Raw genomic sequence first — 12,486 nt, 5'->3', positions numbered from 1 at the left:
GCGATTGCGCGCCAGGGGAAGCGGGTGCCCGATCCCTTCCGGCCCACGCCACGCGAACCCAGCCAACAGGAATGCGGAACAACATGATGCGACCGCTACTTGCCGCCTGTATTGCCCTTGCCGCCGCCAGCGCGGCCCATGCGCAGCAGCCGCAGCCGGCCACCGGCACACCCGACCTCGAAAACGGTCGCATGCTGACCTACACGTGCCACGGCTGCCACGGCGTTCCGAACTACAAGAACGCGTATCCCAACTATCGCGTGCCGAAGATCGGCGGCCAGCCCGAGCCCTACCTGGTCAACGCGCTGACCGAATACCGCAACAGCGGTCGCCGGCATCCGACCATGGAAGTGCAGGCAAAGAGCTTCTCCGACCAGGACATCGCGGATATCGCGGCGTTCCTGTCCAGCCTGCAGCAGTGAGCCGCGCCATGACCCGTCTGCATCTCATCGCCCTTCCGATCGCCACCGCCCTGCTGCTGTCGGCCTGCTCCGGCAGCAACGACAGCGAGCATGCCGCCACCGCCCAGAACCGTTCCTCGTCCGCCGGCCTGCCCAAGGGCCGCGTGGAACAGGGCGAAGCGCTGGCGCACACCAAGGGCGAGGCCACCGGCCAGTCCTGCATCGACTGCCACGGCCCCGACGGCAACGAGCCGCTCGACCCCACCTACCCGAAGCTGGGCGGCCAGTACGCCGATTACCTCGCGCACGCGCTGATGGCCTACCGTGCCGGCGAGCGCTCGAACGCGCTGATGGCCAACCAGGCTTCCGGCCTCAACGACCAGGAAATCGCCGATCTCGCGGCGTACTTCGGTTCGCGCCCGTCGCAGATCGTCACCCTGGAAGCGGCGCACTCGCAGCGCTGAGGGACAACACGCCGCAACGACACCGACGGAGCCGCAAGGCTCCGTCGTTCGTTGGGGGCTTACCAGGCGTCGTTGCCTTCCTGCAGTTCGGGCTTCCACGGAATATCCGGTGGCTGCCGCGCCTCCGCTTCGACGTCCTGCATGTTGGGGTCGGTGACTCCGCAGCGCCCCCCCAGGGCCAGCAGCGACACGTCGCAGCGGATCGACTTGCTGGTGCCGGGAATCGGGATCAGAACGGTGCGCACGCTGCGTCGCACCCATTCCTCGAGCAGGTTCTCGTGGGGCACCCAGAAGGGGTCGAGCGAGGTCGGTTCGAAATCCGAAGACGGACGGCGCAACCAGGTGCCCATGCGGTCGATCTTCTCGTAGTCCTCGGTGATCGTGCCCGGGGGCAGGCCGCCACCAACGCGCCCGCCGGCACCCGGCGGGAGCTGTGGGCGCCCGTCGCGGTTGAACAGACCCGCAGTGCCGGCCTGTCCACCCGGACGATCCTGCGCCGCGGCATCCCAGTCGTCACCGGGGCGTGCTGACTGGACCGCCCCGGGCGCCGCTGACGCGGTCGCGCCGGCACCGACTGCGATGGCATCGGGCCGGGTGCCCGCCTCGCTGGACGGGGTCGCGCCCGCGCTGGCGCTTGCGGAGGACAAGGGCGTCGACGCCGCAGCGTCGGCACTGGCGGCCCCCTGCCCTCGCGATGTCTCGCGCAGCGCGATCTCGCGCACGGGAGCCGCCGGCGCATCGCGCTCGACGACGGGCGCCTGCACGGTCGGTGCCGCGATCCGCGCTACCTCGGGCCGACGCACCGGTACCACCACCTCGCGTTCGGCCAGCTCCACCACCGGCGGTTCGATACGCGGCGCGGTGTCCACGTCCACCGGCCGCAGCATGGGCAGCGCGGGCTGCGCCAGCTCCACCGGGTCCTGCACCGGGATTTCCCGGTCCCGCAACTCGACCGTGCGCTCGCGCAACGTCGGCTGCGGTACCGGAACCTCCGGCGGAGGTGGAATCACGAACGTGGTATCCGGGGTGGGCGTTTCGGTGACCACCAGCGGTTGCTCGGCGACCACCGGCTGCGGTTCGGGCTGCGGGGTCGGCGGCGGCAACTCCTGCGCGACGCTCGCCGTTGCCGGTTCCGGCTGTGCCGTCGGCGGGGGTGGCGGAGCCGACGATGCCAGCCGCGGCGCATCGGTCCGGTCGGCGTCGGTCGATGCAGGCGGGCCGGCCCCTTCGTCGCGCGGGGTGCCTTCGCCGATCCAGGTCACCTCGACGACGCTGTCGTCGCCGACCTGGCTCGGGCCTGCCCACGGCGGCACGATCAACAGCCAACCGAGCAGGAACAGACCGAGCAGATGCAGCACGCCGGAGACCGCGCCGGACAGCCGCCGCGTGCCGCGCTCATCATCGGGAGCCGGTTCCCAGTGTTGCCGCCACAGGGTGGTGAACACCTGCCAGCGGTTTTCCAGCACCTCTCCCGGCGGCAGCGGGCGCGGCTCGCGCGCCGCCAGCAGCGCGACCATGTCGGCAGCCGCCGCGCCGCGCACCTGGCCGGGACGCGCGCGCAGCGTGTCCAGCCATGCCTGCCAGCCGGGCGGGAACACGCCGGCCGGCAAGGGTGGACGGATGGAGCGGCGCTGGCGCCTGTGCAGCGCGGAAATCAGTTCGGCGGAGGAGAACACTCGCGCCGGGGCCCTGTCAGGCGACGTCGCGCGGCACGTACGGCGCGTCGCCGGTGTCGTGGTCGGTGGCGTCGCGCACGGCGGTCACCCCCGGCACCTTCTCCATCAGGGTCTTCTCGATGCCCTGCTTGAGGGTCACGTCGGCCATTCCGCACCCATGGCAGCCGCCCCCGAAACGCAGCACCACCACGCCGTCGCCGGTCACTTCCACCACCGATACATGGCCGCGATGCTGGGCCAGCTGCGGGTTGATCTCGTGCTCCACAAGCCAGCGGACGCGCTCGACCAGCGAGGCCGAATCCGCCGGCACCTCGCCCTTGATCTTCGGGGCGCGGATCTGCAGCTGGCCGCCGGTGGCCTGCGTCGCGTAGTCGATCTCGGCGCCGTCGAGCCAGCGCACGCTCGCGGCTTCCAACCACAGCGTGAAGCCCTCGCAGTCGACGGCCCACTCGTCGCCCTGCAGGTCGCCGGGTTCGGCGAACTCGAGGCGCACATCGGCGCGCGAGGTGCCCGCGTGCATGGCGGCCAGGCGGACGCCCAGGCCGGGAAGGCCTTCGCGTTCGATCAGGGTACGGAAGTGGGTCTGCGCGCTGTCGGAGATCTGGATCATCGGCGTATTCTAGCCCTCCCGTCACACCTTTTCCGGAACGCCGGCGTGCGCGGCACTGCGCCGTTGGCCTGCGGTTGGATTACCGAGGAGCCCGCCATGTCCGATCTCGTGCCGCTTGCACAGGCCCATTGCATCCCCCGCAGGGGTGTCGAACACCGGCTTCCCGAAGCGCGCCTGCGCGAACTTTTGCCGGAACTGCCGGAATGGGAACTGGCCGAGAACGGCCACGCACTGGTGCGCACGTTCCGCTTCGACGACTACCACCGCACCATGGCCTTCGTGAACGCACTGGCCTTCATCGCCCATCGCGAGGACCACCACCCCGACCTCGGCGTGCACTACGACCGCTGCGTGGTGCGCTGGTCGACCCACGATGTCGGCGGCCTGTCCGAGAACGACTTCATCTGCGCGGCAAAGGCCGACGCGCTGCTGGGCTGACAGCGGCTCCGCCGCGGATCGGCCCAAGGGGGCACGGATCACGCGAAACGGTGGCTCGCCATCCGGATGCGCCTTCCCGGACGGTCGCTCCATGGCCGATCTGCGCGCCGTAACCTGGACCGATAACGCCGGGCGCGCGAGGGGCGTATCGACCCCCGCTTCATTGTCGCCACCCGCCACGCGTTGCCGTGACCCGCGTTCATCCGCGTCAACCCGCGGCGGCCGGCTCAGCCGCCCAGCGCATCCAGTGCGGTCGCGAGCTCCGGCGCCAGCGGCGCATGCAATACATAGGGAACGCTGCCGCCCTCGAGCGCGAACTCCATCGATGCGGCATGCAGGGCCAGGCGCTTGAGCCCGATCTGCTCGCGCAGCCGGCGGTTCACCTCGGGATCGCCGTACTTGTCGTCGCCGGCCACCGGATGGCCGATGTGCTGGGCATGCACGCGGATCTGGTGGGTGCGGCCGGTCTCGATGCGTACCTCGCACCAGGAGTGACCGCCACGACGTTCCAGCACGCGGAAGTGGCTGACCGACGGCTTGCCGGCGTCGTTGACCTGCACATGGCGCTCGCCGCCCTGCCGCAGGCCGACATGCAGCGGCGCATCGACCGTCATGGTGCCGTCCGGCATCCGCCCGACCAGCAACGCGAGGTAGCGCTTGGCGATGCCGCCGTCATCCTCGCGCATGAGCGCCTGCAGGGTGGTCAGTGCCGAGCGTTTCTTCGCGATGACCAGCAGGCCGGAGGTATCGCGGTCGAGGCGATGGACCAGTTCGAAGGGTTCGTCCGGCCGCAAGGCGCGTAGCGTCTCGATCACCCCGAAGCTGATCCCGCTGCCGCCGTGGCTGGCAATCCCCGACGGCTTGTTCAGGGCCAAGAGGCGGGCATCCTCGTACACGACCGCCGATTCGATCGCCTGCAGCAGCCCCTTCGCCGGGCGATCGCTGCCACCTGCCTCATCCAGCCGCACCGGCGGGATCCGCACCTCGTCGCCGCCGGTAAGCTTGCGCTCGGCCTTGGCACGGCCGCCATTCACGCGCACCTGGCCGGAGCGCACGAGCTTGTAGACAAGGCTGCGCGGTGCGCCCTTCAGCTGGCCGAGCAGGAAATTGTCGAGACGCTGGCCGTCACGGTCGTCGGGCACCCGGACAGTGCGGGCGCCACCGGCGCGTTGGGGCGGTTCTGAATGGGACATCGGCGATTTTGATCTGCTACACTCGCCGCGCGAGATAAGGGTTTGATTTCGCAGGGAGTTGCGGGCTGTGCGGCCGAAATGGCCGGCGCCGCGCGCGGGGGCCGAAAGCCCACCTTCCTTCGATTCCGATGCAGTGCGCGGCCACCGCCCCCGGGGCGGACATGTTAGCGGCTCATTGGCAGACCCGGCCATCGTCCGGCCCGCGAGGTTCCGGTGTAATGAACATGACCCGCGTGGCGGACGGCCCAGCCGACCCGCCTCCGGCCTTCAAACAGACAACGAAGAACAAGCGCTCCCGCGGTACGCCGTGGTGTCGCAGCGCTGGAATACCCAAGGCCGCGCCGCCAGGCGCCGGGGCATCCCATTGCCCTGCCCCCCGGGCTTGTCCCGGGTGACGCGGTCCAAGTCTCCAGAGGCGAGACGCCCCCGGCGTTCCGCGCGGTGTAGCGCGCGAGGAACGCACCCATGAAACGCATGCTGATCAACGCCACGCAGGCTGAAGAACTGCGCGTGGCCACCGTTGACGGACAGACGCTCTACGACATCGACATCGAGCAGCCGTCCCAGGAACAGCGCAAGTCCAACATCTACAAGGGCCGCATCACCCGGCTCGAACCTTCGCTGGAAGCCGCCTTCGTCGATTACGGCGCGGACCGCCAGGGCTTCCTGCCGCTGAAGGAAATCTCGCGCGACTACTACCAGGCGGGCGTCGACCATCGCAACGCCGGGATCCGCGAGCTGCTGCGTGAAGGCCAGGAGGTCGTGGTCCAGGTCGAGAAGGAGGAGCGCGGCAACAAGGGTGCCGCCCTGACCACGTTCATCTCGCTGGCCGGCCGCTACATGGTGCTGATGCCGAACTCGCCCACTGCCGGTGGCGTGTCGCGCCGCATCGAGGGCGAGGACCGCGCGGCGCTGAAAGAGGCGATGGACAAGCTCAACATCCCCGACGAGATGGGGGTGATCATCCGCACCGCCGGCGTCGGCCGTGACGCCGAAGAGCTGCAGTGGGACCTCGACTACCTGCTCAGCATCTGGAAGGCGATCTGCGACGCCGCGCTGTCGAAGCCGGCCTCGTTCCTGATCTACCAGGAATCGCGCCTGATCACCCGCGCGCTGCGCGACTACATGCGCGCCGACATCGGCGAGATCCTCGTCGACACCCCGGAGATGTACGAGGAGGCGAAGGAGTTCGTCGAGCAGGTGATGCCGCACAACCTGCGCAAGCTCAAGCACTACACCGACGACACCCCGCTGTTCAACCGTTTCCAGATCGAATCGCAGATCGAGAACGCCTACGAGCGCACCATCCGCCTGCCGTCCGGCGGCGCACTGGTGATCGACCAGACCGAGGCGCTGACCGCGGTGGACGTCAACTCGGCGCGCGCCACCCGTGGCGGCGACATCGAGGAAACCGCGTTCCACACCAACCTGGAAGCCGCCGACGAAGTGGCCCGCCAGCTGCGCCTGCGTGATCTGGGCGGCCTGGTGGTGATCGACTTCATCGACATGTCGTCCTCCAAGCACCAGCGCGAGGTCGAGAACCGCCTGCAGAACGCGCTCAAGTACGACCGCGCGCGCGTGCAGCTGGGCCGGATCTCGAAGTTCGGCCTGCTGGAGATGAGCCGCCAGCGCCTGCGTGCAAGCCTGGGCGAGTCCAGCCAGATCGTCTGCCCGCGCTGTGATGGCCACGGCCGCATGCGCAGCATCGAATCACTGTCGCTGTCGATCATCCGCGTGGCCGAAGAGCACGCGATGAAGGACAACACCGGCCAGGTGCTGGTGCAGGCGCCGGTGGAGATCGCCAACTACCTGCTCAACGAGAAGCGCGGCGCGCTGGCCGAGATCGAGAAGCGCCATGCCGCGCCGATCGTGATCGTCGCCGACGAGCAGCTGCACACCCCGCATTACGAGGTCACCCGCATCCGCGAGAACGAGCTCGGCGAGGAAACCAGCAAGCCGAGCTACCAGCGCGGCACCCCGCGCAAGCTCGCGACCATCGCGCTCAACAAGAACAACCTCAACGTGCCGCCGCCGGCCGTCACCAACGTGCGTCCGGCGCAGCCGGCGCCGGTGCGCGAGCCGCGCGAGGAGACCCCCGCCCCGGTGGCAGCGGCTGCGCCCGCGGCGCCTGTCGCGGCACCCGCACCGGCACCCGCGCCCGCCGCGGGCCTGGTGGGCTGGTTCAAGCGCCTGTTCGCCTCCGAGCCGGCGGCGCCTGCCACGGGCAACCGTGGCAACCGTCCGCAGGCGGATCGCGACGAGGCCTCCGGCGACCGCAATGGTCGCGGGGGCCGACGCGGAGAGCGCCGACAGGGGCGCGACGGTGGCGGCAATGGACGCCGCGACGAGCGGCGCGGTCCCAAGCCGGCGCAGGCCGAGCGCAACATGCAGCAGGGTGGCCGTGATGCGCGCAACGCGCAGTCCGAGCAGCGTCCTGAAAAGGGCGAGAAGGCCGCCAGGGGTGCGCAGGGCGCACAGCAGGCGGCCGCCCAGGCGCAGCAGAACGGACAGCAGAAGCAGCCGCGCCCGCCGAAGCAGCCGAAGCCCGCACCGCAGCAGGGCGGACGCAGGTCCGAGGCGGCCGACGCGGGGGCACCGCGTGGGCAGATCGAGGAGCCGCGTCGCGACGACGTCGCGGTGACCGCCGCGGCGACCGAGGCCACCAGGCCGATGGCCGCAAGCCCGGTCGAAACCGTCGAGGCCAGCACCGCATCGCCTGCAGTCGATACCAATGTGCCGCTCGCAGCGGACGTCGCCGAGGCGGCCCCGGGCACGACCGGCAGCGACGCCGGGTCGGCACCGGATGACGGCAATGGCGAGGGTGATGGTGGCAGCCGTCGCCGTCGCGGACGTCGCGGTGGCCGCCGCCGTCGTCGCGGCAACGGCGAACAGGCCGCAGCTGGCGAGGACGGTGCGATGCAGGACGACGATGCCGCGTCCGATGGCCCGACGGCCGCCGTCGATGGCTCGCAGCCCGAGTTCGACTTCGACGACATGCCGGCAGCGACCCCCGAGCGTGCCGCCGCGCCGATGCAGGACATCGCGTCCGGCACCGAACCTGCGCAACGTGCTGCCGCCCGCGTGGCCGCCTCCGCCGTGGCGATGACCGCCGCGGCTGCAGCCTCGGCACCGCAGCAGGCAATGGCGCCTGAAGCGGAAACCGCGAAGGCGAACCCGCAGCCGGCACCGCCTGCCTTGCAGGATCGCTACAGGTCCAACCATGACCGTGGTGGTCCCGAGGTCGAGCCAGAAGCCGTGGAGGCCACCACTGACGCCGAGCTGCCCTCGCTGGCGGAGCCGGTGGCCAGCGAGCCTGCCACCGCAGCGCCGGCCGACGCACCCGCGCCTGCCCACGCCCAGCCCGTGGACGTCGCCGATGCCGGGGCCGCACCGTTGCCGGCCAGCACCACGCAGACCGGGACGGCGTCGCCGGCCGACGCCTCGACTGTGCAGCAGGTCGCCGCGCAGACGGAGCCTGCGGTCGGTGAACCGGCGCCGATCCAGCCGGAACCCGTGACCGAGGTGGCCGAAGTGGCTGATGCCACCGAGCCGCCGGTCGACGCTGCGGTTCCGGTTGCGGTCGTCAATCCGACGCCTGCCGATGACGCGGTGGCCGGCAGCGAAGCCGCGCCGGAGATTGCCACGGCACCCGCAGCCGCGGAGCAGCCTGCAGCACCGGCGATGCCTTCTGCGCCGGCGACCGATCCGGTGATGCCCGGCCTGTTCGACGCGAAGACCGGTGATGCGCCGGACCCGCTCGGCAGCAGCGCTGCCGACGCCGACGCCGAGGCCACTGCAGACGGCGTGCAGGCCGGGGAACAGGCCGGGGAACAGGCCGGTGTCGACGGCGACGGCAGCGGGCATGCCGCGACCGTGCAGGAGACCGGCGCCGATACACGTCCGCCGCGCGACGCCTGATCATCGGCAAGGCAACACGAAAAGGGCGGCCTTCGGGCCGCCCTTTTTCGTTCCGTCCAATCGGCTAGAGCGCGTGCGTCGGGTCCGCCAGGCCGTACTGGCCGGCGAGACGTGCCAGCGCGATGGTGTCCTGCAGCTGCAGCTTGACGAACATCCGCGTCTTGTGGGTGTTGACGGTCTTCGCACTGAGGCTGAGCCGGCGCGCGATTTCCTCCTGCCGCAGGCCCTGGATCAGCAGCATGGCGATCTCGAGTTCACGCGCGGACAGCTGGTCGAACGGGCTGTCGTCGCCGGCCAGCGCGGACAGCGCCATGTTCTGGGCGATGCTGGTGGCCAGATAGCGCTTGCCGGCAGCGACCACGCGCACCGCGCGCAGCAACTCGCTGGCATCGCCGGCCTTGCCGACGTAGCCGGACGCGCCGGCATCGATCAGACGTTTTGGCATCGGGCCGTCCTCGAGCACCGACACCACGATTACCCGCGGTCCGTATTTGCCGCGCACGATCCGCTCGGTCACCTCCAGCCCGCTCAGGCCCGGCAGGTGCAGGTCGCACAGCACCACGTCCGGCGTCAGGCGCCGGATCTCCGGCAGCGCGGCCTCGCCGGTCTCCGCCTCACCCACCACTTCGATGTCGACTTCGCTGGCCAGGATCATGCGCATGCCGGTACGGACAAGCGCATGGTCGTCTACCAGAAAGACACGGATGGTCATCCTTGGCCCCTCCCTCTGCTTTCCCCGCGCACGAGGCTAGCGGTGGACACGGGGGATCGCAAGGCGGATCTGGCGGAAGCGGTGGGATTCGAACCCACGAACGGTTTCCCGTTGCCGGTTTTCAAGACCGGTGCCTTCAACCACTCGGCCACGCTTCCGAAACTTCCTGTCCATCAGGGCGGTTTGACCAGTGGCTGCGCCACTGTTCCCTCCGGCTTGCGCCTCCGGGTCAAGACCGCTGCCTTGAACCACTCGGCCATCTCTCCGATATCGCTCACTGCCGGTTTGACCAGCGGCTGTGCCGCTGTTCCCTCCGGCCTCCGGGTCAAGACCGGTGCCTTCAACCACTCGGCCATTTTCCCGGACTGTACCGGTCAGGATATTGTCGCATGCGTGGCCGGCGCGGATGTACCACGCGCGCGCGGCTCGCCCGTCTTCGCGCGATGCTTGCAGTCCAGGCTCGATTCCTCGAGCAGCGGTGGCAGCCGTTCGGCGAGGTAGTCGATGAACACCCGCACCGCTGGCAGCAGGCCACGACGCGACGGAAACACCGCATGTGCGATGCCCTGCGGCAACGTCCAGTCGGGCAGCACCACTTCGAGTTCTCCGCTGCGCACCGCGTCGGCGCAGATGGTCTCGGGCAGCATGGTGATGCCGAGCCCCTGGCGGGCCAGCGACATCAGCATCGGGAAGTCGAAACCCGCCACCCGCGGCTTCAGTTCGATGCGCTGCACCTGGCCGTCGCCGCCGTGCAGTTCCCAGCGCTGCTTCACCTCGTCCTCGCCCATCGTCATGGTGACGTGCTCGCGCAGGTCCTCGGGCTCGCGCGGCCGCCCGGCCCGCTTCAGATACTTCGGGCTGGCGACCAGCAGTTCCTGGATATGCCCGAAACTGCGCATGACCAGGCTGCCGTCGTCGTCGAGCCTGGAACGCACGCGCACCGCGATGTCGAACCCTTCGTTGATGACGTCCACGCGGCGGTTGTTCACATGCAGCTGCACCCGCACCTGCGGATAGCGGGCGAGGAAGTCCGGCAGCAGCTTGGGCATCGACTGCTGCGCGATCGATACCGGCACGCTGACGCGCACCAGGCCACGCGGTTCGGCACTGAGGCGATCGACCACCTCGCGTGCGGCGGTGGCCTCGGCCAGCATCGACTGCGCGTGGCGGTACACGCTCTGGCCGACGTCGGTCACGGCAAAGCGGCGCGTGGACCGTTGCAGCAGGCGCACGCCGAGCTCGTTCTCGAGCTGGCTGATGCGCCGGCTCAGTCGCGATTTCGGAATGCCGAGCGCACGTTCGGCCGCAGCGAAACCGCCGTGATCGACCACCACGGCGAAATAGTAGAGGTCGTTGAGGTCCTGCATGCGCGGCGCCTGATGGAACGATGGGCGCAATCGAATCACGTTTATCCCGTGCGCACAACAAATGTTGAACGTCGCCGCGCTGGATGGGCATGGCGGTTTGAGCGGATGAAGTCGCGCGGTGGCCGGCTCTTCATTTCCCGCATCAAGTCGGGTGCGGTCCTGCAGGCTGACCCCCTGGGGTGGTCAGGGCGCCCGCACCGCTTCATGCACCTGTGCGCCGGCCGCGCGCGCGTATCCGAGGTCGCGCGAACGTATCCAATGCGCGACCTGCGGATAGTAGTCGTGCACGTGGCCGGTCGTGCGGACCGCCGCTCCCGTCCGCCCGGTGAGGACCATCCCGTGATCGGCGCCCGGATAGATCGCGAGGTCGATCGGCAGGCCCTCTGCCTGCAGGGCGCAGATCCGCGAGACCGTCACCTCCGGCGGTGCCTCCGTGTCGTTGGCGGCAATCATCCAGAACTGCGGCACGTGGAGCGAACGCACGACGGGCAGTGGGTCGTGGTTCCAGGTGGTTCCCCGGTTGCGCATCGGGCCGAACATGCGCAGCAGGATGCCGGGGTAGCGGAGGAGCTCGGGTGTGAACTCCCCTTCCAGATCTTCATACCAGGGCTCCTCGCGGTACTGGCGGCGCAGCCGTTGGAGTTCGGAAAAGCCGTGACTGAAGTTGGACGCGATGACCGCGCCCGCGGCATCGGAGAGGGCCGCACCCCTCGCCTGCTCGACCTCGCCCCAGCCCGCGTGCGCGAGGCTCTGCATGACCTCGAGCCGGTCCTCCTCCAGCGGTGTCACGAGCAGACCATAAAGGGCGACGACGAAATCGACATCCGCCCGGCTCGCGGCCAGCGGTGCTACCCAGCCGCCCTGGCTGATTCCCAGAAAGCCGGTGCTCGACGCGCGATCGCCTGCGAGCCGACGCGCTTCGGCAAGCGCTGCGCGGGCGTCGGCGGCGAGCACGTGGAAATCCTGCGTGTACCTGCCCTCCGACGCGCCCGTGCCTCGCTTGTCATACACGAATACCGCCACATCCTGCGCCGCCAGTGCCCAGGGATAGGCCTCGTACTCGCGCGAGGAGTAATCCCCCGATCCATGCACGAAGACTGCAAGTGGAACCGCCTCGCCGCCCGGCGGCATCAGCAGGCGACCTGCAAGCGTTACGCCATCGCTTTCGAAACCGGTCTCGACCACCTGCACGTGGGCCCTGGCGAATGACGCCGGCGCCTCGGCAGGCCCCAGGCGCAGCTCACCGCCGGCGCAGTTCGCGAGGTCCGCGATGAATCCATCGGGCTCGCCGGTCCATCCCAGGGTCGAGCGCCACTGCCCGTCCTCTTGCTGCAGCGCTCCGGTCCGGCCATCGAGCATGCGCCAGCGGTAGCCGTCGTTGGTGGTGGGAGTAAGGACCAGCGTCTCCCCGTCTGCCGCGCGGTAGATGCCGCTCCGGCACACGCGCGCGCCAGCCTCCCCGTGGACAGCGTTGCCCGAGCACGCCGCGAGAAGCACCAGTACGACAAGGATGATGGAATGCTTCAACGCGACGATCCCCCGGTTTTACGCGGCGCGCAGGCTACCAGAGCCGGCGCGTCGCGCGGCCGTCGGCTCCGGCCCGGCACCGCGCCTCCGCCGACGCCCCCCGGGAACGCGGTGAGCCACGCCCGACGGCGGTTCTTCGTCGCGTCGAATGGCGTTGGCACGCTTCCGGCAGCAAGCCAG

The 12,486-nt window shown here is 69.8% G+C and carries 10 protein-coding genes and 1 tRNA gene; 4 read left to right on the top strand and 7 right to left on the bottom strand.

All coding sequences use genetic code 11. The features are described from left to right. The first annotated feature begins 86 nt into the window (after nucleotides 1-86). Nucleotides 87-422, top strand: coding sequence for a c-type cytochrome (locus LDO11_RS02590; RefSeq protein ID WP_232140329.1), 336 nt, complete (start codon nucleotides 87-89; stop codon nucleotides 420-422). A gap of 8 nt (nucleotides 423-430) precedes the next feature. Then, entirely contained in the window at nucleotides 431-865 is a 435-nt protein-coding gene (locus LDO11_RS02585; RefSeq protein WP_232140215.1) for a c-type cytochrome, read from the top strand. Nucleotides 866-924: 59 nt separating this feature from the next. On the opposite strand, the gene LDO11_RS02580 is transcribed toward LDO11_RS02585, so the two are convergent. Together LDO11_RS02580 and LDO11_RS02575 are read right to left on the bottom strand one after the other, a co-directional pair. Further along, a complete protein-coding gene (locus LDO11_RS02580) occupies nucleotides 925-2,541 on the bottom strand; it encodes a hypothetical protein (RefSeq protein ID WP_232140214.1) in 1,617 nt (538 codons plus the stop codon). Between the two features lie 16 nt (nucleotides 2,542-2,557). After that, nucleotides 2,558-3,151, bottom strand: coding sequence for an NfuA family Fe-S biogenesis protein (locus tag LDO11_RS02575; RefSeq protein WP_129135771.1), 594 nt, complete (start codon nucleotides 3,149-3,151; stop codon nucleotides 2,558-2,560). A 96-nt stretch (nucleotides 3,152-3,247) separates the two neighbouring features. Here LDO11_RS02575 and LDO11_RS02570 point away from each other — a divergent pair, with 96 nt between their 5' ends. After that, nucleotides 3,248-3,589, top strand: a complete 342-nt coding sequence (locus LDO11_RS02570; RefSeq protein ID WP_232140213.1) for a 4a-hydroxytetrahydrobiopterin dehydratase — start codon at nucleotides 3,248-3,250, stop codon at nucleotides 3,587-3,589. 227 nt (nucleotides 3,590-3,816) lie between these two features. On the opposite strand, the gene LDO11_RS02565 is transcribed toward LDO11_RS02570, so the two are convergent. Continuing rightward, the gene (locus tag LDO11_RS02565) at nucleotides 3,817-4,782 is read right to left on the bottom strand and encodes an RluA family pseudouridine synthase (protein WP_232140212.1); all 966 of its coding nucleotides are present in this window, start codon (nucleotides 4,780-4,782) and stop codon (nucleotides 3,817-3,819) included. Nucleotides 4,783-5,247: 465 nt separating this feature from the next. On the opposite strand from LDO11_RS02565, the gene LDO11_RS02560 reads away from it, so the two are divergent. Next, nucleotides 5,248-8,700, top strand: coding sequence for an Rne/Rng family ribonuclease (locus LDO11_RS02560; protein WP_232140211.1), 3,453 nt, complete (start codon nucleotides 5,248-5,250; stop codon nucleotides 8,698-8,700). A gap of 64 nt (nucleotides 8,701-8,764) precedes the next feature. On the opposite strand, the gene LDO11_RS02555 is transcribed toward LDO11_RS02560, so the two are convergent. The 4 genes from LDO11_RS02555 to LDO11_RS02540 form a co-directional block, all read right to left on the bottom strand. After that, entirely contained in the window at nucleotides 8,765-9,412 is a 648-nt protein-coding gene (locus tag LDO11_RS02555; protein ID WP_129135768.1) for a response regulator, read from the bottom strand. A gap of 70 nt (nucleotides 9,413-9,482) precedes the next feature. Next, nucleotides 9,483-9,570 (bottom strand) — tRNA-Ser (locus LDO11_RS02550). A 216-nt stretch (nucleotides 9,571-9,786) separates the two neighbouring features. Next, complete coding sequence (locus tag LDO11_RS02545; RefSeq protein ID WP_232140210.1) at nucleotides 9,787-10,779, bottom strand: LysR family transcriptional regulator; 993 nt, start codon at nucleotides 10,777-10,779, stop codon at nucleotides 9,787-9,789. Nucleotides 10,780-10,962: 183 nt separating this feature from the next. Then, nucleotides 10,963-12,306: an alpha/beta hydrolase family protein gene (locus LDO11_RS02540; protein ID WP_232140209.1), complete on the bottom strand. Its 1,344-nt coding sequence runs from the start codon at nucleotides 12,304-12,306 to the stop codon at nucleotides 10,963-10,965. Nucleotides 12,307-12,486 lie beyond the last annotated feature (180 nt).

It is taken from the genome of Alterluteimonas muca, assembly GCF_021191595.1.
In the GTDB taxonomy this organism is placed as follows: Bacteria; Pseudomonadota; Gammaproteobacteria; order Xanthomonadales; family Xanthomonadaceae; genus Luteimonas; species Luteimonas muca.
Note: the sequence above shows the minus strand (reverse complement) of the source record. Positions and strands in the feature narration are given on the sequence as shown.

What these genes read in the sequence shown, in the direction of transcription:
- LDO11_RS02555 (WP_129135768.1), bottom strand. Translation starts at nt 9,412, where the DNA reads ATGACCATCCGTGTCTTTCTGGTAGACGACCATGCGCTTGTCCGTACC.
- LDO11_RS02565 (WP_232140212.1), bottom strand. Translation starts at nt 4,782, where the DNA reads ATGTCCCATTCAGAACCGCCCCAACGCGCCGGTGGCGCCCGCACTGTC.
- LDO11_RS02590 (WP_232140329.1), top strand. Translation starts at nt 87, where the DNA reads ATGCGACCGCTACTTGCCGCCTGTATTGCCCTTGCCGCCGCCAGCGCG.
- LDO11_RS02585 (WP_232140215.1), top strand. Translation starts at nt 431, where the DNA reads ATGACCCGTCTGCATCTCATCGCCCTTCCGATCGCCACCGCCCTGCTG.
- LDO11_RS02570 (WP_232140213.1), top strand. Translation starts at nt 3,248, where the DNA reads ATGTCCGATCTCGTGCCGCTTGCACAGGCCCATTGCATCCCCCGCAGG.
- LDO11_RS02575 (WP_129135771.1), bottom strand. Translation starts at nt 3,151, where the DNA reads ATGATCCAGATCTCCGACAGCGCGCAGACCCACTTCCGTACCCTGATC.
- LDO11_RS02545 (WP_232140210.1), bottom strand. Translation starts at nt 10,779, where the DNA reads ATGCAGGACCTCAACGACCTCTACTATTTCGCCGTGGTGGTCGATCAC.
- LDO11_RS02560 (WP_232140211.1), top strand. Translation starts at nt 5,248, where the DNA reads ATGAAACGCATGCTGATCAACGCCACGCAGGCTGAAGAACTGCGCGTG.